The organism is Microbacterium sp. NPDC087868 (genome assembly GCF_044900755.1).
In the GTDB taxonomy this organism is placed as follows: Bacteria; Actinomycetota; Actinomycetes; order Actinomycetales; family Microbacteriaceae; genus Microbacterium; species Microbacterium galbinum.
Genome location: NZ_JBJDNO010000001.1, coordinates 722519 through 742117, shown reverse-complemented (window position 1 = coordinate 742117; position 19599 = coordinate 722519). Strand labels below are relative to the sequence as shown.

Sequence of the window (19599 nt, the reverse complement as noted above, 5' to 3'; positions counted from 1 at the left end):
CCCTATGCTCGTGGCTATGAGTTTCGGAGGACCGTCCCAGCCGCAGCAGCCCTCGCCGTACACCCCGCCGCCGGCCCCGCAGCAGCCTCCCGCTCCGCAGCAGCCCCCGGCGGTGCACCAGCCTCCAGCCGTGCAGCAGCCTCCCGCCCCGCAGCAGGGGCCGGCCCCCCAGTTCTCGCAGCAGCAGTACGCGCAGTCGGCCTACACCCCCCGACAGTTCTCGCAGCAGCCGGCCTATGCCTCGGCTCTCGCGCAGCCGACGCCGTACACTCCGCCCGCTCCGGCCGCGCCCTCTCCCGCCGAGGGGCTGCCGGCGCTCCCCGTGCCGACGCGCAAGGGACGCAGCGTATCGATCTGGCTCTTCGGATTCCTCGGGCTGCTCCTCCTGGCGCTGATCGGGTACTTCGTCGTGGCACTCGGGCCCTCGGCATCCGTCATCGGGCTGGTGCTCGCACTCATCCCGCTCGCGATCGTGTTCCTCGGCGTGAGACTGATCGATCGATGGGAGCCCGAGCCCAAGAGTCTCGTGATCTTCGCGATCGCGTGGGGTGCCGTCGCCGCGGTCGGCCTCACACTGCTGGTCGATCTCGCGCTCACCTTCGCCTTCGGTTTCCGCTCGGAGGAGCTGGCCGCGGTCGTGCAGGCGCCCATCGTCGAGGAGTTCTGGAAGGGATTCGGCGTCTTCCTCATCTTCCTGGTGGCACGTCGCGCGTTCGACGGTCCGATCGACGGCGTCGTCTACGGCGCGCTCGTCGGCGCGGGGTTCGCGTTCACCGAGAACATCCAGTACTTCGCGATCAGCCTGATCGAGGGCGGGGGAGAGCAGCTCTCGGTGACCTTCGTCGTGCGCGCGCTCCTCTCCCCGTTCGCCCATGCGATGTTCACGTCACTGACGGGCCTGGCGATCGGGCTCGCAGCACGCCGTCACTCCTCGGCATGGGCTGCCCTCGGCGCGGGGCTCCTCGGCCTGCTGGGCGCGATCCTGCTGCACGCGTTGTGGAACGGATCCGCGACCTACGCCGACTTCTTCCTGCTGTATTTCACGCTGCAGGTCCCGCTGTTCGCCGGCTTCATCATCGGCATCGTCGCGCTGCGCCGGGAGGAGGCGCGACTGACGAAGGCGCGTCTGGGCGACTACGCGGCAGCCGGGTGGTTCACTCCCGAGGAGGTCACGATGCTGGCGACTCCGGCGGGGCGCAAGGTCGGGATGGCCTGGGCGGCGCGGTTGCGCGGAGATCGTCGACCCCTGATGCGCGAGTTCATCAAGGACGCGACGACACTGGCATCCGTCCGCCAGCGGGCGATCACCGGACGGGATCCGCTCGCGTCGGAAGACGAGCGCGCGCTCCTCATCCGGACCCGCGCGACGCGCGCCGCGCTGCTCGCGTACTGAGCGACCCGGGGTGTGGCTCCGCCCCGGACAGACTCAGCGCCCGGTGCTGCGGCGATGCCTGCATGTCTCCCGGGCGCTGAGTTGGCTTGAAACCAGGGTGCACCCGCCTCCCGGGAGTGTCAAGGGCGACTTCCTCGGATGTTCGCTGTGAGCAGGTGCGGTCGCGTTGACCGGTCGCCGTCCACTCGGGTTGGATGGAGTCATGACTGATCGTACGAAGCCCGAGTTCGACGCCCCCACCGGTCCTGCCCCCGCAGAGCTGGTCATCCGCGACATCATCGAGGGTGACGGCACCGAGGCCAAGCCCGGCGACACCGTCACCGTGCACTACGCCGGTGTCGAGTTCGAGTCCGGCGAGGAGTTCGACTCCTCGTGGGGCCGCGGTGAGACCATCCAGTTCCCCCTGCGCGGCCTGATCCAGGGCTGGCAGGACGGCATCCCCGGCATGAAGGTCGGCGGCCGTCGCGAGCTCACCATCCCGCCGCACCTCGCCTACGGACCGGCCGGGGGAGGACACTTCCTCTCCGGCAAGTCGCTGATCTTCATCATCGACCTCGTCGCCGTCGGCTGATCCCACGACGTTCACGAAGACGCCTCGTCCCGTTCGCGGGCGGGGCGTCTTCCGTTGCACTCAGGAGATTCTTATTCATGGGAATATATCTTTCGAGAGCACGGTTCCCTTTCCTGTCGCCATTCGAGCGGCCCCCACGTCCCAAGGAGATCCCATGACCAGCATCGACATCCCCGGCTACCGCCCCGGCACCTACGTCCTCGACCCCTCCCACAGCGAGGTCACCTTCAGCGTCCGTCACATGATGATCTCGAAGGTGCGCGGCACCTTCGGCGTGAAGAGCGCGACGCTGACCGCTCCCGAGAACCCGCTCGAGACCACGGTCGAGGCGAGCGTCGACGTCTCGTCCGTCGACACCAAGGACGAGGGTCGCGACCAGCACCTGCGCTCGGCCGACTTCTTCGACACCGAGAACTTCCCGACCATGGACTTCGTCTCCACCGGTGCCCGTGCTGAGAACGGCGAGCTGTACGTCGACGGTGACCTCACCATCCGCGGCATCACCAAGCCCGTCAGCTTCGAGGTCGACTTCGGTGGCTTCGGTTCCGACCCGTGGGGCAACTACAAGGCCGGCGCGTCGGCCAAGGCCGTCATCAACCGCGAGGACTTCGGCCTGACGTGGAACGCCGCCCTCGAGACCGGCGGCGTGCTCGTCGGCAAGGACGTCACGATCAACCTCGACCTGCAGGCTGCACTGCAGCAGGACTGATCCGCGTGCGATGAGGACCCCGGGCCGTTCACGGCTCGGGGTTCTCTGCGTCGTAGTCGCGGAAGCGCGCGCTGCGCCGCACGAGGACAGCAACCAGCGCGATCACGATCACCCCGCCCAGCACGGGCGGGAACCAGAGCGCTGTGAACGTCGAGAGGGTTCCCGCGTACAGCGCGCCGACCCGGGGCCCGCCCGCCACGACGACGATGAAGACGCCCTGGAGGCGGCCGCGCATGGCATCGGGCACGGCCGCCTGCATCATGGTGTTGCGGTAGATCGAGCTCACGTTGTCGGCCGCTCCGGAGAACGCGAGCGCGATGCACGCCACCACGATGAGGGCGATGTTCGGTGCGGCCTCGGAAGCCGGCGGGAGGAAGACGCCCGTGAGCAGGACGATCCCGAACGCCAGGATCGACGCGCCGTACGCCTGGACGGCACGGGCGATGCCGCGTCCGTGCCAGCGGTACTGCACCACGCGGCCGGAGAACAGGCTCGAGGCGAAGGTGCCCAGTGCGACGGCGGCGGTGAGGAGGCCCGTCGTCACGGCGCCGCCGCCCAGCAGGATCGTGCCGAGGGCGGGGAAGAGCACGAGCGGCTGGCCGAAGGTCATCGCGATGATGTCGACGATGTACTGCATGCGGATGTTGCCGGCCCGTCGGAGGAATCGCCAGCCATCGACGAGGGAGGCCAGTCCGGGGCGCACGATGTCGCCCTCGGGGCGGAGTGCGGGCAGGGTCCAGAGTCCGAGGAACATCGACAGCATGAGGACGACGTCGATCGTGTAGGTCCATCCGTACCCGGTCAGGGCGACCAGGATCCCGGCGAGGGCCGGGCCCGCCATGACGGTGAGACCCATCGAGATCCCGTTCAGAGCGGATGCCGGCGCGAGCAGGTCGCGCGGGATCAGGCGCGGAACGATGGCGGTGCGGGTCGCCATGCCGACCGAGTTCGCGGCCGCGGTGATCATGCTCAGGGCGTAGAGCCACCAGATCGTCTCCGAGCCGGTCCACGTCAGCGCGGCGAGCAGCGCCGTGGACGCGAAGGTGACCGTCGCGGCGATGAGTGCGACGCGTCGTCGGTCGAACGCGTCGGCGAGCATGCCGCCATAGAGTCCGGCGAGGATCATCGGGACGAGCCCTGCGACCGCGATCATCGAGACCGCGAAGGTGCTGCCGGTGAGGCTGAACACGTGCAGCATCACGGTGACGAGTGTCAGCTGCCCGCCGATGCCGGCGAGGGCCGATCCGATCCACATCCGAGCGAACGCGGGGCTCGCCTTCAGAGGGGAGAGGTCTATGAGATGTCCGCGTGATCCGCTCATCGCGATGCCTGGCCGTGCTGCACCTCTCGAGCGTATCCGAGGGGGAACGGGTGGGCGCGGATCGCGGTCGTCGGCAGGGGGCTGGGGCTGGTAGACTCTTCAGGTTGCCGTTTGATCGGCCGCGGATAAAGAGAGCCCTCGCATCAGGCGTCGGGCGCCGCGCAACAAGCTGAAAGGGGATCGAATCTATGGCACTCGAAGCAGACGTCAAGAAGGCGATCATCGAAGAGTACGCGACGCACCCCGGTGACACCGGATCCCCCGAGGTGCAGGCCGCAATGCTGACGCAGCGCATCAAGGACCTCACCGAGCACCTGAAGGAGCACAAGCACGACCACCACTCGCGTCGTGGTCTGTTCCTGCTCGTCGGTCAGCGCCGTCGTCTCCTCGGCTACCTCCAGAGCGTCGACATCGAGCGTTACCGCTCGCTGATCGCTCGCCTGGGTCTTCGCCGATAAGGCAGAGCACGCCAGCGTACAATCGCGCAGAACATTCTTGAGAAGGCCGCCCCAGGTGTGGGGCGGCCTTCGTCATTTCCCGGAGGGGTTGATCTCGCTCCCGCTTTCCCGGAGGAAAGTAAGAAGCGGTGACCGGTCGTCGGCAGCGCGCCGTCGATCGGCGGGCGCTCGCGTGGTTGCAGATCGTCGGTGCGGTGGTCACGGCCGCCTTCCTCGTGGCCGGCGTGATCGCACTTCGCCGGCCGGCGGACGGCGGAGCGCAGGCCCTTCTGTTCGCCTTCCTCGTCTACGGTCAGATCTTCAGCGGCTCCGCTCAGCGCAGCGGACTGCAGTGGCGTTTCACCCGCGGGCAGTGGCCGTTGGTGGTCTCCGGTGCAGCCGCGATGGTCCTTGCACTCGTCGCCTTCGGGTTCGCCGTTTTCGTGCCCGACGTTCCGTGGTGGGTGACGGTGCTCCCCGGCGCACTCGTCCTCCTCGTCTTCGGCGGGTACGGGGCCGTGCGACTGGCGCGCGCGTCGAGCGACCCGCCCGGACCGGACGTACCCCGCGTGCCTCTACCGAGGGGTGCCCGTGTCGGCACGCTCGGCGTCGGTATCGTTCTCGGAGCGCTCCTGATGCTCTCCGTCGCCCCGGCGGGCGTCCTCGCGAGCGTGCTCCTGCTGCTGCTCGCCCTGTGCGTGCTCGCCTGGTTCTGCGCCGGTGCCACCGATCTCGGTCTTCCCGCCATCGGTGCGCTCTGGCGGTGGCCGCACGAGGTGGGTCTCGCGATCGGCTTCACCCTTCTGGTCGGGCTGACGGTCTTCGACGTCGGGCGCGCGGAGGGTGGAGCGACGGCGGGTGTGATCGCCGGATGCGGCGTCGTGCTGCTCTTCGTCGGATTGACGTTCGTGCCGGGGCGTGGCGCGCGTGGCTGACCGGTCAACCCATCCGCGCACGCGACTCGATGACAACTTCGCGTCGCCGCTCCGGTTCTCGCTGTTGGCGACGCTGAGCGAGGGAATCGAACTCGATTTCGCGACGCTGCGCGAGATCCTGCAGTGCGCCGATTCGCCGCTGAGCAAGTCGATCAGCCACCTGCACGCCGCAGGTTACGTCACGGTGCGCAAGGCGAGTCTGGGGAGCAGGCAGCGAACGTGGGTGCGCTCGACCGGCGAAGGGCGGGAAGCCTTCGCCGGTCATCTCCAGGCGTTGCGGGAGATCGTCGCACTCGGCGGCGGCGCATCGCTGTGAGAGTCAGGCGTCGGCGCCCACGAGGTCGGCATGATGGATCGCCGCGACGTCGGGGTGTGCGCGCAGCCGCGACTTGAGCGCGTTCTCGCCGTAGAGAGCGTGGATCGGGTTGCTCGGATCCTCGGTCACCCCCGTGGCCTCGGCGGCGAGATCGGCGGGGAGCTCGATCAGCGGCAACCGCTTGTCGAGCGCGGGGTTGAAGAAGAACGGGATCGAGATGCGCTCGTTCGGCGCCTGCGGAGAGACGACGCGGTGGTTGGTGGCCTTGAGATAGCCGCCGGTCGCGTACTCGAGGAGCTCGCCGATGTTCACGACGAAGGCTCCGGGCACCGGGGGAGCGTCGACCCACTCGCCGTCGCGCTCGACCTGCAATCCGCCCTTGCCGGGCTCGACCCACAGCAGCGTGAGCACACCGGAGTCCTTGTGCGCACCGACGCCCTGCTGGGGTTCCGGCTCATGCGTGCCCGGGTAGCGGACGATCTTGATCAGGGTGGAGGGTTCACCGAAGTGCTCGTCGAAGTACGACGAGTCCGCACCGAGGGTCTCGGCCCACGCGCGCAGGAGCTTGCGCGCGACCTCCGAGAGGGTCGCGTGCCACTCGGCGACGATCTCCTGCAACTCGGGCTGCGCGGCGGGCCAGAGGTTCGGTCCGATGAGGCGGTTGAACGCCGGGCCGCCGTCGATCGCGTCGCGCTCGGGGCCGATGTCGATCTGCTCGCGCCAGTCGACCTTGCCCTGCGTCCGCTCGCCACCGATGCGCGTGTACCCGCGGAAGTGCGGGCTGTTGACGTTCTCGATCGCCAACTTGTCGGCCTCGGGCAGTGCGAAGAAGTCCAGCGCGGCCCGGTGCAGTCGTGCCTCGAGGGCGGGGGAGATGCCCGTGCCGGTGAGGTAGAAGAACCCGACATCGTGCGTGGCGGCGCGCAGGTCCTCGCGGAAGCGCGCGGCGGCCGCGGGTCCCTCGTCGAGCTGGGACAGGTCGAGGATCGGGAGCGAGAGTTCAGCCATGGCACGAGAGTACGTCGCCGCCGCGCCGGGACGGGCGTGTGTTGCGGAGGATTACCGCGGTGCTAAAGTCTCGTAGGTAAGGGATGCCTTACCTCAGTAATATTCTGCAGAGAGATCCCTCCGTGCTCGCCACTCTCCTCATCGGCCTCCGTGAAGGCCTGGAAGCCGCCCTCGTCGTCGGCATCCTCGTCGCCTACCTCGGACGACTCGGCCGGCGTGACGTGCTGCCGCGGCTGTGGGCCGGCGTCGGCCTGGCGGTCGCCCTCGCGCTCGGCATCGGCGCCGTCCTGACCTTCGGGGCGTACGAGCTCACCTTCGTGGCGCAGGAGCTGATCGGCGGGCTGCTCTCGCTGCTCGCGGTCGCCATGGTGACGTGGATGATCTTCTGGATGCAGAAGGCCGGGCGCACGATGAAGGCCACGCTCGAGGGCGGCATCGACCGTGCGCTCACGCAGGGCGGGCTGTGGGCCCTCGTCGCGATCGGCTTCGTCTCGGTCGCCCGCGAGGGGATCGAGACCACCCTGCTGCTGTGGTCGATGGTGCAGTCGTTCGGCGACGCGCCCTCCGCTCTGCTCGGAGCACTCCTCGGACTCGCCGCCGCGGTGGTGATCGGTGCTCTGATCGCGCGCGGTGCCGTGAGCCTCGACCTGCGGCGCTTCTTCGCCTGGACCGGCGGCTTCCTGGTGATCGTCGCCGGAGGCGTGCTCGCCTACGCGTTCATGGATCTGCAGGAGGCCGGGGCACTGCCCGGGCCGTTCACGGCCGCCGCCCCCATCGATGCGGTGACCGGTGCCGTGGCCGTCGGCTGGCAGGCGTTCCCGTTCGGGTGGGCGTTCGACGTGACGTCGGCGATCGCTCCCGACAGCGCGTGGGCCGCCATCCTGCAGGCCACCGTCGGCTTCATGCCGCGGATGACCTGGCTGCAGGTGACCGCCTGGGCCGTCTACATCGCGGTCGTCGGCTTCCTCTTCGTGCGCGGTCTCCGCTCGCGTCGTCCCTCGGCATCCGCTCCGCTCGTCTCGTCGAACGCCGCGGACGCATCGGTTTCCTCACCCACACAGCAAGGAGCAGCATGACCACCTCCCACCGGATCCTCGGCGCCGTCGCCGCGACGGGCGCGGCCGCGCTCGTGCTCAGCGGCTGCGTCGCGAAGAGCGATGTCACCGCCGGCGCGGCCTTCGACGTCTCATCGACCGACAGCGCCTGCTCGGTATCGGGCACCTCGGCCGAGAGCGGCACCCTGACGTTCGAGGTCACCAACGACAGCGGTCAGGTCTCGGAGTTCTATCTGCTCGCCGACGACGGGCTGCGAATCGTCGGCGAGGTCGAGAACATCGCGCCCTCCGCCTCGCGCACCCTGACCGTCGTGGCTCAGCCGGGCGACTACTTCACGCTCTGCAAGCCCGGGATGATCGGCGAGGGCGTCGGCAAGTCGCCGTTCACCGTCACCGGTGAGCGCGTCACGGTCGACGGTCCCGACGCCGAGCAGAAGCAGCAGGCCGTCGACCTCTACGCCGCCTTCGTGAAGGACCAGGTCGGCCAGCTCGTTCCTGCGGTCGAGGACCTCGTCGCAGCATACGAGGCGGGCGATGACGACACCGCTCGGAGCCTTTTCCCCCTCACGCGCGCCTTCTACGAGCGCATCGAGCCGGTCGCCGAGGCGCTGGGCGACCTCGACCCGCGCATCGACTACCGCGAGGTCGACGCCGTGGCCGAGGGGCTCGACTGGACGGGCTTCCACCGCATCGAGAAGGACCTCTGGGTTCCCGCGCAGGACGCGTTGAACGCGGACGGCGAGACGCCGGCCTGGCAGGATTGGGCGCCGTCGACGACCGAGGAGCGCGCCGACTTCGGCGACCTGCTGCTGGCCGACGTGCAGGAGCTGTACGACTACGTGCACTCCGACGACTTCACCGAGACGCTCGACGATCAGGGGATCGGCGGAATCTCGAACGGCGCCATCGCGCTGCTCGACGAGGTCGCGACGGGCAAGATCTCCGGCGAGGAGGACTGGTGGTCGGGCACCGACCTCTACGACTTCGCCGCGAACGTCGAGGGATCGAAGATGGCGTTCTCGCTGGTGCAGGACTTCGCCGAGGCGCAGGGCGACGACGGGGCCGCGCTCGTCGCGGAGATCGAGTCCGGCTACGCGGCGCTCGAGGAATCGCTCGCGGCGCACGGCTCGCTGACCGACGGCTTCGTCGGGTACTCCGAACTCACGGATGCCGACAAGCGCGAGTTCACCGACCTCATCAACGCGCTCGCCGAGCCGCTCTCGCAGCTCACCGGCACGGTTCTCGACTGAGCACCGGGATCGACGGAAGGGTACGATCACGCACGTGAACGACACAGGAGCGGATGCCGCGGCCGACTCGTCCTCCGACGAGGCGGTGGCCGCGGCATCCGCTCCGACCGGCCTCAGCCGCCGGGGCCTGCTCGGCCTGGCGATCGGCGGGGGAGTCGCGGGCCTGGCCGTCGGTGCGGGCGCCGGGCTGTCCGGCGGCGTCGCCCTCGGGCGCGCCCGGGCCGCCGAGGACGCCCTCGCCGCCTATGACTTCTTCGGGGAGCATCAGGCGGGGATCACGACGCCGGTGCAGGATCACCTGCATTTCGCGTCGTTCGACATGATGCCGCGCACGGATCGCGACGATCTCGTCTCACTCCTGCAGGACTGGACGTACGCGGCATCGCGCATGACCCAGGGCCTCGACGTCAGCGCGACGGGAGCGGTCGGCGGGTCGGCGGAAGAGCCGCCGGACGATACCGGCGAGGCGCAGGGCCTCCCTGCTTCCGGGCTCACGATCACGATCGGCTTCGGTCCCGGTCTGTTCGAGAACGAAGACGGCGACCGGTACGGGATCGCCGCGTCCCGTCCCGCCGCTCTCGTGCGGCTTCCCGCCTTCCTCGGCGACGACCTCGACCCGCAGGCCTCGCACGGAGACCTCTGCATCCAGGCCTGCGCCGACGATCCCCAGGTGGCCGTGCACGCCATCCGCAACCTCAGCCGCATCGCCTTCGGCCGCGCGCGTCTGCGCTGGTCGCAACTGGGCTTCGGTAAGACGTCGCGCACGACAGCGGCGCAAGCCACTCCGCGCAATCTCTTCGGATTCAAGGACGGCACCGCGAACATCCTCGCCGACGACACCGCCGCGCTCGACGCCCACGTCTGGGTCGCGGACTCCGACGAACCGGCCTGGATGGCGGGCGGGTCCTACCTCGTCGCCCGCAAGATCGCGATGCTCATCGAGACCTGGGATCGCGTGCGGCTGTCGGAGCAGGACACGATCATCGGACGGGACAAGGGGGAGGGTGCGCCGCTCTCCGGGGGCACCGAACTCACCGAGCCCGACTTCTCCGGATCCGCGATCGACGCCAACGCGCACGTGCGGCTCGCCCACCCCGAACAGAACGGCGGCATCCGGATCCTGCGGCGCGGGTACAACTACGTCGACGGGAACAACGACCTCGGGCGGCTGGACGCCGGGCTCTTCTTCCTGTCGTACCAGCGCGACCCCGCGCAGTTCATCACGCTGCAGCGCCGGCTGTCGACCGACCTCATGAACGAGTACCTGCGCCACGTCGGCTCGGGGATCTGGGCGATCCCACGCGGGGCGACCGCGGGGTCGTACATCGGGGCGGAACTCTTCGCCTGATCCGCCGCCGGGCGCGGGCGGCGGAGCGGGTCACTCCGCGATCATGCGCATGATCGCGGCGGTGGCGGCATCCGCCCCGAAATGGTCCTGGGCGGTGATCGTGACGACGGCGTCGCCGGCGAAGATCACCAGCTGCCCGTAGGCGCCGTGCAGGCGCCATCCCGCGCCCGGCCCGTCCCACCCGGCCAGCGCGTACCTCTCGTAGCCGGGGTTCTGGCCGCACGCGAGCCACTCGGAATGCATCCGGTCGATCCAGTGCGCGTCGATCAGGCGGTGCCCCTGCCACTCTCCACGATCTCGGATGAGGCGTCCGATCCGGGCCATCTCCTCGGTGCGCAGGAAGAGTCCGCCACCCGCGACGATTCGGCCGTTCGGGCAGCGCTCCCACTCCGTGTCGATGATGCCGAGCGGCGCGAACAGGCGCGGTTCGAGGTAGGCGTGCACGTCGCCCACGTGCTCGGCGAGCACGCGCATCGCCGTGTACGTGCTCGCGTTCGAGTACTGGAAGGCGCGTCCGGGCGTCGGTCGGCGAAGGAACTCCGCCGCGAGGTCGGGCCAGTCCGTCATCATCGTCTCCGACCACGGGAGATCGATTCCGCTCGACATGGTGAGCAGGTCGCGCAGCGTGACCTCCTCGACCCCGGCGCCGAGCTCCCATCCGGGAAGGGAAGCCGCCACGGGTTCGTCGACGGAGATCAACCCTTCGTCGGCGGCGATGCCTGCGGCGAGCACGCACACGCCCTTGGCGACCGACTGGATGTCGATCCGCTCGTCGGGCGCCCAGCGATGCTCGGCGGTCTCGTCGCCGATGAGGACGTGCAGACCGAGGGCGCCGAACCCGTCGGTCTCGATCTCATCGACGATGCGGTCGCGGAGGGTCGAGGCTCGGGTCACGTCGTCCAGGCTATCGCGGCCGTCGCGAGCCGGTCGGGTCGTTGCGCCGTCCCTCGCGGGAGGTCAGCTCGGGGTCGCGGAAGAGCCACTTCGGTCGCGGCTCGACGAGGGGGCGGAACACCCGCCGGACGGGCTTCGTGGCCAGCGCGAGCGCGACGACGACCGAGAGCAGTGTGACGAGCGGCAGCCAGATCCAGGTGGGTTCGAGGTCGCGCAGGATGCCGGACTCGCGGAACGGGTAGAGGACGAAGGAGTGCAGGAGAAAGACGTACATCGTGTACTGGCCGAACGTGGTCCACCAGTACGTGCCGCGGGGGATCAGCGCGAAGAACGCCGCGCACAGCAGCACCGCGAGCAGCATCAGCGCGATGCGCACACCGCCGGCCCACCACTGCTCGCCGCCGAGCCCGAGGTCGGCGTAGGAGTCCTCGTAGAAGAGCCAGTGGCGCAGATCGAACTCCTGCCAGAACGGGAGCCAGTTCCAGGCCGCCCACCCGGTGCCCGCGAGCACGGCGACCGCGACGACCCGGATCCACCACGGGCGGAAGTCGAGCAGGCGCAGACGGGCCACGACGTCCCGTTCGCGCAGCCACCAGCCGAGGGTGAAGAAGGGCAGAAGGCCGAGCGTGCGCGAGAGCGAGAAGGTGCTGTCGATGTTGGGGAGGTAGCCCACGCCGATCGAGATCGCGACGGTCCAGAGCAGCGGCCAGCGCAGCAGCGCGAGGTAGGGGAGGACGAGGCGGAAGATCCCGAGAGCGAGGAGGAACCAGAGCGTCCAGGACGGCTGCGTCGGGTTGGGGTTCGCCTGGCCCTCGACGAGCCACTTCGTGAGCGTCCAGAGCGTCTCGAAGATGATGTACGGCAGGAGGATGTCGGTGATCACTCGAGCCATCTGCGTCTTGGTCGGCGAGCCCGACTTCGAGAAGTATCCCGAGATGATCGCGAACGCCGGCATGTGGAAGGCGTAGAGGGCGAGGTAGAAGGCGAACGCGATGTCGGAGTCGTAGATGAGACGCTGGATCGCGTGGCCCAGCACCACCAGCACAATGCAGGCGTAGCGGGCGTTGTCCCAGAACGGGACGCGGCGTCGGGGGCGCGGAGTGGTTCCTGTCGCCGGCGGTGTGGAGTCCGCTCCGGTGGTGCTCATGCTCCGAGGCTACCGTCGGGAATAAAGTTGGTGCGATCGCGTTGACTCATATACATTCAAGTGAATAGAACCGGGTGCAATCATCGGGTTCGGAGAAGTTGGAGAGAAATCATGAGCGAGCAGTCAGGGGCACCCGCGATGCAGTTCGGCATCATGTCGGTGAGCGACATCACGCGCGACCCCACCACCGGAGTGACGCCGAGCGAGCAGGAGCGCATCAAGGCGACGCTGGCGATCGCGAAGCACGCCGAAGAGGTCGGCCTCGACGTCTTCGCCGTCGGCGAGCACCACAACCCTCCGTTCTGGTCGTCCAGCCCCACCACGTTCCTCGCCGCCCTCGCGGCGCAGACCGAGCGTCTCATCGTCTCCACCTCGACGACGCTCATCACGACCAATGACCCCGTGCGCATCGCCGAGGAGTACGCGATGCTCCAGCACGTGTCCGACGGTCGGATGGACCTCATGCTCGGGCGCGGTAACACCGGCCCCGTCTACCCCTGGTTCGGCCAGGACATCCGCCAGGGTCTGCCCCTCGCGATCGAGAACTACGCGCTGCTGCACAAGCTGTGGCGCGAGGACGTCGTCGACTGGGAGGGCAAGTTCCGCACGCCGCTGCAGGGCTTCACCTCCACCCCGCGCCCGCTCGACGGCATCGCGCCGTTCGTGTGGCACGGATCGATCCGCACGCCGGAGATCGCCGAGCAGGCCGCGTACTACGGCGACGGCTTCTTCGCGAACAACATCTTCTGGCCCAAGGAGCACTACCAGCGCCTGATCGAGCTGTACCGCCAGCGCTACGCCCACTACGGCCATGGCACGCCCGAGCAGGCGATCGTCGGTCTCGGCGGACAGGTCTTCATGGCGGCCAAGTCGCAGGACGCGGTGAACCAGTTCCGCCCCTACTTCGACAATGCACCGGTCTACGGTCACGGTCCGAGCATGGAGGACTTCACCGAGATGACGCCGCTCACGGTCGGATCGCCGCAGCAGGTCATCGACCGTTACGCCGGCATGCGCGACCACTACGGCGACTACCAGCGTCAGCTGTTCCTGATGGACCACGCGGGTCTCCCGCTCAAGACCGTCCTCGAGCAGCTCGATATCCTGGGTGGCGAGGTCGTGCCCGTCCTGCGCAAGGAGCTGGCGGAGAACCGCCCGGAATCGGTGCCGGATGCTCCGACGCACGCCGCGCGAGTGAAGGCGGAGTTCGGCGACGGACCCACCCGCCAGGCCCGCCCGGGTGCGAACCGCGGAGACAACCTCACCGGCGACAGCCCCTACCAGGACACGCCGGCCCCCGCCGGTGCGTCGTTCGGCCTCGGCCGCAAGGAGGCGTGAGATGACCACGCGTCGGATCGCCGTCGTCTCGGCCGGACTCTCGAACCCGTCGTCCACACGGATGCTCGCGGATCGTCTCGCCGCCGAGACCGTGAGAGAACTCGCCGCTCGCGAGATCGATGCGACGGTCGACGTGATCGAACTGCGCGACTACGCGCACGACATCACGAACAACCTGCTCACGGGGTTCGCTCCTCCCGCCCTCGAGACCGCGATCAACACGGTCGTCTCGGCGGACGCCCTCATCGCGGTGACGCCGATCTTCTCGACGAGCTACTCGGGACTCTTCAAGTCGTTCATCGACGTGCTCGACCCCGACGCGCTCACGGGAAAGCCGGTGCTCATCGGTGCGAATGCGGGCACGGCCCGTCACTCGCTCGCGATCGACTACGCCATCCGGCCGCTCTTCGCCTACCTCCACGCCGACGCGGTCTCGACCGGCGTCTTCGCGGCCTCGAGCGACTGGGGCGGCGCGGGTGACGACGTCGCCCCGCTCGCCAAGCGCGTCGAGAAGGGTGCGCGCGAGCTGGCCGACGTCATCGCTCGCCGGGAGGCGGCGGTCGCGACCGATCCGTTCGACCCCGCGACCTACCTCGGCGAGGGACGCTCGTTCGGGCACATGCTCGGAGGCCTCGCCGGCGAGTGAGCGCGAGGCATGACGCCATCGACAATGTCCGTGGGGCATCGTACGGTGGCGTCATGTCAGCCTCCGAAGCAATCGCCGCCCTCCGTCGTTCGTTCGCGGGGCGGATGCTGCTGCCCGACGATGCCGGTTTCGACGCCGCACGGGCGCCGTGGAACCTCTCGATCGATCAGCACCCCGCGCTGGTGGCGAATCCTCGAGACGTCGACGATCTCCGGGCGCTGCTCGTCGCGGCACGCGAGACCGGGATGCCCCTCGCGGTGCAGCCCGGCGGTCACGGGGCGGGGAGCGATGTGACCGGGGCGATCCTGGTGCGCATGGCCGACTTCGACATGCTCGACATCGACACGGCTGCCGGGACCGCCGTCGTCGGTGCCGGTGTGCGGTGGGGGCGCGTTATCGAGGCGCTCGAGGGCTCGGGATGGGTCGCTCCGGCGGGGAGCAGCCCGGTCGTCACCGTGGCCGGTTACACGCTCGGCGGCGGTCACTCCCTGTTCAGCCGCACGGCGGGTCTCGGGTCCGACAACCTGCGTGCGGCGTGGGTGCTGCGCACCGACGGGCGCCACGAGCGCGTCGACGACGGGAGCGACCCCGATCTCATGTGGGCACTGCGCGGCGCGGGCGGGGTCGTCGGCGTCGTCACGGCGCTCGAGATCGATCTGGTGCCCGCCCCCGCCGTCTGGGGCGCGACGCTGGTCTTCGACGTCGCGGATGCCGAGGCGGTCCTCCGCGGTGTGCGCGACCTGGCCCCGGTCGCACCGCCGACGCTGAACGCGTCGGTCACGTCGACCCGCATGCCCGACGCGCCGCAGCTGCCCGAAGCGATTCGCGGCAAGAGCTTCGTGACGGTGCAGCTCATCTCGACCGCGGGCCCGGCCGATGATCTGCTCGAGCGCCTACGGAGCGTCGCGCCCGTGCAGCGAGAGGCGGTGGGGGAGACCTCTCCCGTCACCATCGCTGCACAATCGGGGGAACCGACCGAGCCCACGCCGAGCCGTGGTGCCTCGGCGGCGCTGGCCAGTCTCGACGACGACACGATCGATGCGCTCCTCTCGTTCCGTCGGCACGACGACCAGTGGCCGGTGATCGGAATCGAGTTCCGCATGCTCGGAGGGGCGCTGGCAACACCGCGGCGCGCGGGATTCGCCGGTCTCGAATCGGCCGGATGGCTCGTGTACGCGCTCGCTCCGCTGTTCCCGGGCGCTCCGGTTCAGCCCGGTGATGCGAGCCTCGCGCGTTTCCGCGAGATCGTCGCACCGGCATCCGCCGAGCGCACGGTTCCCACCTTCCTCACGCCCGGGCAGACGCTGGCCGGGGCGGCGACCGGCGAGGCGCTCGTACGCCTGCGTGCGGTGCGGGAGCGGTTCGACCCGGATGGCCTCCTCCACCACGGACGTCTTCCGCGCTGAGCGCCCCGCATGCACGGCAGCCGGTGCAGGCGTGAGCTCAGGTTCCGTCGCCTCGTCGCCACGTGTACTCGGTCTCTGGGCGACCGCGGGCGCCATAGCGTGCCCCGCGGTCGGCGAGGCCCTCAGCGGCGAGGTGTTCGAGGTACCTCCGAGCGGCGACGCGCGACATCCCCAGCTCGGCCGCAGCCTCGCTCGCCGAGAGCGGTCCGCTGCGCCGCAGCGCGGCCGTCACCCGATCCAGAGAGGAGGGTGAGAGGCCCTTCGGCAGGGGAATGCTCCCGGTCGACCTCTCCAGCAGCGCGTCGATCTCGGCCTGGGTCGCTTCTCCGTCCGTCGCCCGCGCCTGCGTGCGATGCGCGCGGTACTGCGCCAGTCGCTCCTGGAAGACGGAGAACGAGAACGGTTTGACGAGGTACTGGAAGACACCGAGCGCCGCCATCTGACGGACCGTCTCGGCGTCTCGCACCGCGGTGATCGCGATCACGTCGACGGCGGCGGAGCGGGCGCGGAGGGTGCGCAGCACATCGAGTCCGGAGCCGTCCGGCATCGTCACGTCGAGGAGCACGAGGTCGAATCCGTCGCCGTTCGCGCGGTCCAGGATCGCCTGCACCGCGGCGCGTGCTCCGGTGCACTCCCCGGCGACGACGAACCCGTCGAGCCGCTCGATGTAGTTCCGATGCAGCTCAAGCGTGAGGGCGTCGTCATCGACGAGCAGCACGCGGATCATCGCCTGCCCCGCCCGCGCGCAGCCGGAAGGGTCACGTGGAAGGTGGTCGGATCGTCGCGGACCTCGATCCGGCCACCGGCATCGAGCACGAGAGCGCGCACGAGCGTCAACCCGACCCCTCGCCCTGCGACGCCCGCCTCCTTCGTCGAGAATCCGGAGGCGAAGATCTCGTCGCGCAGCGATGGGGGGACACCGGGGCCGCTGTCGGCCACGTCGAGCTCGATCCCGTCGCTCGGCGAGCGACGCAGTCTGACCGACACCCACCTGTCGTCGGCATCCGTCACGGCATCCATCGCGTTGTCGATCAGATTGCCCAGGACCGACACGCTGTCGACGGACGACAGCGGCGTCGGCGGAGTGTCGGGCGCGATGGTCATGCGCCAGTCGATTCCGCGCTCCTTCGCCTGGGAGGCCTTGCCGAGCAGCAGTGCTCCGACGGTGGGGTCGCCGTGCCGGCGGGCGGTGACCTGGTCCACCAGCGACTGGCTCTGCCGCGAGGTCTCGGTGAGGATCTCGATGGCCTCGTCGATGCGCCCCAGTTCGAGAAGCGCGACAGCGGTATGCATGCGGTTGCCGTGCTCATGTGTCTGAGCGCGCAGCGCGTCGCCGAGCGTACGGATCGACTCGTAGGACGACACGGCGTCTCTCACCTGACCCGGAGGCAGATCCCCGGCGATCCGTCGAGTGATCCGCCGTGCCGCCCAGGCGCCGAGTGCCCCGGCCGCCACGAGGGCGGCGGTGATGCCGAGGGAGAGGGGAAGGCGTCGCAGCAGCGTTTCGCTGATGGTTTCTGTGGTGACGCCCGCGGCCACCCAGCCGAGGAGACTCCCGTCCGCACCCGTCACCGGGACGATGGTGCGGACCGAGGGGCCCAGTGTGCCGGTGAACTCCTCGGTGAGAGGCGCCGGGCGATCGGGGATGGTGCCGAGGTAGGGCTTCCCGATCTCATCGAGATCGGGATGGGTCACGCGGATGCCGGTGGTCGTCATGATCGTGATGAAGTCGAGCCCCGCGGCGTCGATGACCTCCAGGGCGTACGGCTCGAGCGTGCGCGTCGCGCGTTCCCGGTCCGCCTCCGCGAGCGACGACGAGACGAGCGGTGACGCGGCGAGCGCGACGGCGGTGGACGCGGTCACCCGCTCGGCCTCCGCACGCGTGGCGCGCTGCGCTTCGACGACCAGGAACAGCGCCACCAGGGCGCCGATGACGACGGCGGACACCAGCAGGACGAGGAACACGCGCGAGGCCGCGCTGCGGTCGGTGCGGGCGTGCGACATCGCGTCTCCCTTCGTCTGCGGTGGCGAATGTGACCAATACGACCACAAATGGTGCCGTCGCGGGAAGTCGGCGAACGTGGGCACACCGCCGGCGACGACGCCGGTCCCGAACGACGACGTTCATCTCCGAGGAGGAACAATGGCCATCACCACCGGATTCACTCTGCCCGGCTTCCACTGGAGGCGCGGCAAGCAGTCCTGGGACCGTCACACCTGGCTCTACGTGTCGGTGATCATCGCGGTCGTGCTCGGCGCACTCGTCGGGCTGATCTGGCCCGAGGTCGGGCAGAGCTTCGAGCCGCTCGGCAAGGGATTCGTGGCGCTGATCAAGATGATGATCGCCCCGATCATCTTCTGCACGATCGTCGTCGGGGTCGGGTCGATCGCCAAGGCCGCGACGGTCGGGAAGATCGGCGGACTCGCGCTGCTGTACTTCATGGTGATGTCGACCTTCGCCCTGGCCATCGGGCTGGTCGTCGGCAACCTCATCCACCCGGGATCGGGCCTCGACATGGCCGGCGCGACGTACGACGCCGACACGGCGGAGGCGAAGAGCACCCAGGACTTCATCCTCGGGATCATCCCGGCGACGTTCTTCTCGGCGTTCACCGGAGAGAGCGTGCTGCAGGTGCTCTTCATCGCGCTGCTCACGGGCTTCGCGCTACAGGGGTTGGGCGACCGCGGCGCACCGATCATGGACGCGGTCAAGAACCTCCAGAAGGTCGTTTTCCGCATTCTCGGGATGATCCTCTGGCTGGCACCACTCGGCGCGTTCGGAGCGATCGCCGCGGTCGTCGGCAAGACGGGCATCTCGGCGATCTGGAGCCTCGGCATCCTGATGGTGGCGTTCTACATCACGTGCATCCTGTTCATCGTCGTGATCCTGGGCGTTCTGCTCTACGCCGTGACGCGGGTCAACATCTTCCGGTTGATGAAGTACCTGGGCCGGGAGTACCTGCTGATCGTCGGCACGTCGTCGTCGGAGTCGGCCCTTCCGCGGCTGATAGCGAAGATGGAGCACGTCGGGGTGTCGAAGCCCGTCGTCGGCATCACCGTTCCCACCGGTTACTCGTTCAACCTCGACGGAACGGCCATCTACCTCACCATGGCCTCGCTGTTCATCGCGACCGGCATGGGGCAGCCGATGTCGATCGGCGAGCAGATCGGTCTGCTGGTCTTCATGATCATCGCGAGCAAGGGAGCGGCCGGGGTCACCGGCGCGGGACTCGCGACGCTGGCCGGTGGACTGCAGGCCTACCGTCCCGATCTCGTCGACGGCGTGGGCGTGATCGTCGGCATCGACCGGTTCATGTCCGAAGGACGCGCTCTCACCAACTTCACCGGCAACGCGGTCGCGACGCTCCTGATCGGCACGTGGACCAAGCAGATCGATCGCGATCGGGTCGGTCGGGTGCTCAGGGGCGACCTGCCGTTCGACGAATCACTGCTGGACGGGGTCGACGACCACGGGATGTCCGACGGCAGCGAGGCTGCTGACGTGCACGAGCTCAAGGAATCCGCGCTCGACGAGATGTCGGCGAAGGAGGAGCGCGCGCGTCGGCGTGCGCTGCAGAGCTGACTCGAACACCGGATGAAGGATGCGGGAGCCGACGGACATGTCGGCTCCCGCATCGGTGGTCAACCGCTCTTGCGTCGGAACTCGCGCCGCGTCTGCGGGGCCGCACCGCCGTGGACGGCGGAATCGCCATCCAGGTGGGACTCGCCCTGGCGGTGCTGCGCGTTCTTCTTCTCGAGCGCTTCCTTGAACTTGCGCTTCATCTCCTCGGAGGAGGAGGTGGCGCCTTCTTCGGTGCTCATGTC

Annotated in this window: 20 protein-coding genes; 13 read left to right on the top strand and 7 right to left on the bottom strand. The window is 69.1% G+C overall.

Annotation, left to right across the window (positions count from 1 at the left end; translation table 11 throughout):
• Window positions 1-16: 16 nt before the first annotated feature.
• From ACI2JZ_RS03750 to ACI2JZ_RS03740, 3 genes are all read left to right on the top strand, one after another.
• Window positions 17-1393 carry a PrsW family intramembrane metalloprotease gene (locus ACI2JZ_RS03750; RefSeq protein ID WP_404596545.1) on the top strand — a complete coding sequence of 459 codons (1377 nt, stop codon included), beginning with the start codon at window positions 17-19 and terminating at the stop codon, window positions 1391-1393.
• 202 nt (window positions 1394-1595) lie between these two features.
• Window positions 1596-1964, top strand: a complete 369-nt coding sequence (locus ACI2JZ_RS03745) for an FKBP-type peptidyl-prolyl cis-trans isomerase (protein ID WP_247622738.1) — start codon at window positions 1596-1598, stop codon at window positions 1962-1964.
• A 154-nt stretch (window positions 1965-2118) separates the two neighbouring features.
• Window positions 2119-2673: a YceI family protein gene (locus tag ACI2JZ_RS03740; RefSeq protein ID WP_247632403.1), complete on the top strand. Its 555-nt coding sequence runs from the start codon at window positions 2119-2121 to the stop codon at window positions 2671-2673.
• 28 nt (window positions 2674-2701) lie between these two features.
• Here the strand turns inward: ACI2JZ_RS03740 and ACI2JZ_RS03735 are convergent, their stop codons facing one another.
• On the bottom strand, window positions 2702-3994 hold the full coding sequence (locus ACI2JZ_RS03735; protein WP_404596544.1) for an MFS transporter: 1293 nt from the start codon (window positions 3992-3994) through the stop codon (window positions 2702-2704).
• Window positions 3995-4182: 188 nt separating this feature from the next.
• On the opposite strand from ACI2JZ_RS03735, the gene rpsO reads away from it, so the two are divergent.
• The 3 genes from rpsO (at window position 4183) to ACI2JZ_RS03720 (ending at window position 5682) form a co-directional block, all read left to right on the top strand.
• Window positions 4183-4452, top strand: coding sequence for a 30S ribosomal protein S15 (gene rpsO / locus ACI2JZ_RS03730; RefSeq protein WP_017203073.1), 270 nt, complete (start codon window positions 4183-4185; stop codon window positions 4450-4452).
• 128 nt (window positions 4453-4580) lie between these two features.
• Window positions 4581-5366 carry a hypothetical protein gene (locus tag ACI2JZ_RS03725; protein WP_404596543.1) on the top strand — a complete coding sequence of 262 codons (786 nt, stop codon included), beginning with the start codon at window positions 4581-4583 and terminating at the stop codon, window positions 5364-5366.
• A complete protein-coding gene (locus ACI2JZ_RS03720; RefSeq protein WP_404596542.1) occupies window positions 5350-5682 on the top strand; it encodes a transcriptional regulator in 333 nt (110 codons plus the stop codon). The genes ACI2JZ_RS03725 and ACI2JZ_RS03720 overlap by 17 nt, the downstream gene beginning before the upstream one ends.
• Before the next feature lie 3 nt (window positions 5683-5685).
• Here ACI2JZ_RS03720 and ACI2JZ_RS03715 read toward each other — a convergent pair whose 3' ends face one another.
• Complete coding sequence (locus ACI2JZ_RS03715; protein WP_247632399.1) at window positions 5686-6690, bottom strand: isopenicillin N synthase family oxygenase; 1005 nt, start codon at window positions 6688-6690, stop codon at window positions 5686-5688.
• Between the two features lie 122 nt (window positions 6691-6812).
• On the opposite strand from ACI2JZ_RS03715, the gene efeU reads away from it, so the two are divergent.
• From efeU to efeB, 3 genes are read left to right on the top strand one after another with little or no spacing between them, the layout of a single operon-like run.
• Complete coding sequence (efeU, locus tag ACI2JZ_RS03710; RefSeq protein ID WP_404596540.1) at window positions 6813-7766, top strand: iron uptake transporter permease EfeU; 954 nt, start codon at window positions 6813-6815, stop codon at window positions 7764-7766.
• Entirely contained in the window at window positions 7763-8995 is a 1233-nt protein-coding gene (gene efeO / locus ACI2JZ_RS03705) for an iron uptake system protein EfeO (RefSeq protein WP_247622731.1), read from the top strand. The genes efeU and efeO overlap by 4 nt, the downstream gene beginning before the upstream one ends.
• 34 nt (window positions 8996-9029) lie before the next feature.
• Entirely contained in the window at window positions 9030-10343 is a 1314-nt protein-coding gene (gene efeB / locus ACI2JZ_RS03700; protein WP_404596538.1) for an iron uptake transporter deferrochelatase/peroxidase subunit, read from the top strand.
• A 30-nt stretch (window positions 10344-10373) separates the two neighbouring features.
• Here efeB and ACI2JZ_RS03695 read toward each other — a convergent pair whose 3' ends face one another.
• A complete protein-coding gene (locus ACI2JZ_RS03695) occupies window positions 10374-11237 on the bottom strand; it encodes a serine hydrolase domain-containing protein (RefSeq protein ID WP_404596537.1) in 864 nt (287 codons plus the stop codon).
• Window positions 11238-11247: 10 nt separating this feature from the next.
• Window positions 11248-12384, bottom strand: coding sequence for an acyltransferase family protein (locus ACI2JZ_RS03690; protein WP_247622728.1), 1137 nt, complete (start codon window positions 12382-12384; stop codon window positions 11248-11250).
• A gap of 111 nt (window positions 12385-12495) precedes the next feature.
• On the opposite strand from ACI2JZ_RS03690, the gene ACI2JZ_RS03685 reads away from it, so the two are divergent.
• The 3 genes from ACI2JZ_RS03685 to ACI2JZ_RS03675 are packed head-to-tail and all read left to right on the top strand — an operon-like array spanning window position 12496 to window position 15774.
• Window positions 12496-13722, top strand: a complete 1227-nt coding sequence (locus ACI2JZ_RS03685) for an LLM class flavin-dependent oxidoreductase (protein WP_247622727.1) — start codon at window positions 12496-12498, stop codon at window positions 13720-13722.
• A 1-nt stretch (window position 13723) separates the two neighbouring features.
• Window positions 13724-14368 carry an FMN reductase gene (locus ACI2JZ_RS03680; protein WP_247622726.1) on the top strand — a complete coding sequence of 215 codons (645 nt, stop codon included), beginning with the start codon at window positions 13724-13726 and terminating at the stop codon, window positions 14366-14368.
• A gap of 53 nt (window positions 14369-14421) precedes the next feature.
• Entirely contained in the window at window positions 14422-15774 is a 1353-nt protein-coding gene (locus tag ACI2JZ_RS03675; protein ID WP_404596536.1) for an FAD-binding oxidoreductase, read from the top strand.
• 37 nt (window positions 15775-15811) lie between these two features.
• Here the strand turns inward: ACI2JZ_RS03675 and ACI2JZ_RS03670 are convergent, their stop codons facing one another.
• Together ACI2JZ_RS03670 and ACI2JZ_RS03665 are read right to left on the bottom strand one after the other, a co-directional pair.
• Window positions 15812-16501, bottom strand: a complete 690-nt coding sequence (locus ACI2JZ_RS03670; RefSeq protein WP_404596535.1) for a response regulator — start codon at window positions 16499-16501, stop codon at window positions 15812-15814.
• Window positions 16498-17778 (bottom strand): ATP-binding protein, encoded by a 1281-nt coding sequence (locus ACI2JZ_RS03665; protein ID WP_404596534.1) that lies wholly within the window; start codon window positions 17776-17778, stop codon window positions 16498-16500. Before ACI2JZ_RS03665 ends, ACI2JZ_RS03670 begins: the two co-directional genes overlap by 4 nt.
• Before the next feature lie 139 nt (window positions 17779-17917).
• Between ACI2JZ_RS03665 and ACI2JZ_RS03660 the strand changes: the two genes are divergently transcribed.
• On the top strand, window positions 17918-19357 hold the full coding sequence (locus ACI2JZ_RS03660) for a cation:dicarboxylate symporter family transporter (protein ID WP_247622722.1): 1440 nt from the start codon (window positions 17918-17920) through the stop codon (window positions 19355-19357).
• Window positions 19358-19416: 59 nt separating this feature from the next.
• On the opposite strand, the gene ACI2JZ_RS03655 is transcribed toward ACI2JZ_RS03660, so the two are convergent.
• On the bottom strand, window positions 19417-19596 hold the full coding sequence (locus ACI2JZ_RS03655; protein WP_247622721.1) for a DUF5302 domain-containing protein: 180 nt from the start codon (window positions 19594-19596) through the stop codon (window positions 19417-19419).
• Window positions 19597-19599: the final 3 nt, after the last annotated feature.

What these genes read in the sequence shown, in the direction of transcription:
- ACI2JZ_RS03655 (WP_247622721.1), bottom strand. Translation starts at nt 19,596, where the DNA reads ATGAGCACCGAAGAAGGCGCCACCTCCTCCTCCGAGGAGATGAAGCGC.
- ACI2JZ_RS03735 (WP_404596544.1), bottom strand. Translation starts at nt 3,994, where the DNA reads ATGAGCGGATCACGCGGACATCTCATAGACCTCTCCCCTCTGAAGGCG.
- ACI2JZ_RS03665 (WP_404596534.1), bottom strand. Translation starts at nt 17,778, where the DNA reads ATGTCGCACGCCCGCACCGACCGCAGCGCGGCCTCGCGCGTGTTCCTC.
- ACI2JZ_RS03750 (WP_404596545.1), top strand. Translation starts at nt 17, where the DNA reads ATGAGTTTCGGAGGACCGTCCCAGCCGCAGCAGCCCTCGCCGTACACC.
- rpsO (WP_017203073.1), top strand. Translation starts at nt 4,183, where the DNA reads ATGGCACTCGAAGCAGACGTCAAGAAGGCGATCATCGAAGAGTACGCG.
- ACI2JZ_RS03670 (WP_404596535.1), bottom strand. Translation starts at nt 16,501, where the DNA reads ATGATCCGCGTGCTGCTCGTCGATGACGACGCCCTCACGCTTGAGCTG.
- ACI2JZ_RS03660 (WP_247622722.1), top strand. Translation starts at nt 17,918, where the DNA reads ATGGCCATCACCACCGGATTCACTCTGCCCGGCTTCCACTGGAGGCGC.
- ACI2JZ_RS03690 (WP_247622728.1), bottom strand. Translation starts at nt 12,384, where the DNA reads ATGAGCACCACCGGAGCGGACTCCACACCGCCGGCGACAGGAACCACT.
- ACI2JZ_RS03675 (WP_404596536.1), top strand. Translation starts at nt 14,422, where the DNA reads ATGTCAGCCTCCGAAGCAATCGCCGCCCTCCGTCGTTCGTTCGCGGGG.
- ACI2JZ_RS03685 (WP_247622727.1), top strand. Translation starts at nt 12,496, where the DNA reads ATGAGCGAGCAGTCAGGGGCACCCGCGATGCAGTTCGGCATCATGTCG.
- efeO (WP_247622731.1), top strand. Translation starts at nt 7,763, where the DNA reads ATGACCACCTCCCACCGGATCCTCGGCGCCGTCGCCGCGACGGGCGCG.
- ACI2JZ_RS03745 (WP_247622738.1), top strand. Translation starts at nt 1,596, where the DNA reads ATGACTGATCGTACGAAGCCCGAGTTCGACGCCCCCACCGGTCCTGCC.
- ACI2JZ_RS03680 (WP_247622726.1), top strand. Translation starts at nt 13,724, where the DNA reads ATGACCACGCGTCGGATCGCCGTCGTCTCGGCCGGACTCTCGAACCCG.
- ACI2JZ_RS03740 (WP_247632403.1), top strand. Translation starts at nt 2,119, where the DNA reads ATGACCAGCATCGACATCCCCGGCTACCGCCCCGGCACCTACGTCCTC.
- ACI2JZ_RS03715 (WP_247632399.1), bottom strand. Translation starts at nt 6,690, where the DNA reads ATGGCTGAACTCTCGCTCCCGATCCTCGACCTGTCCCAGCTCGACGAG.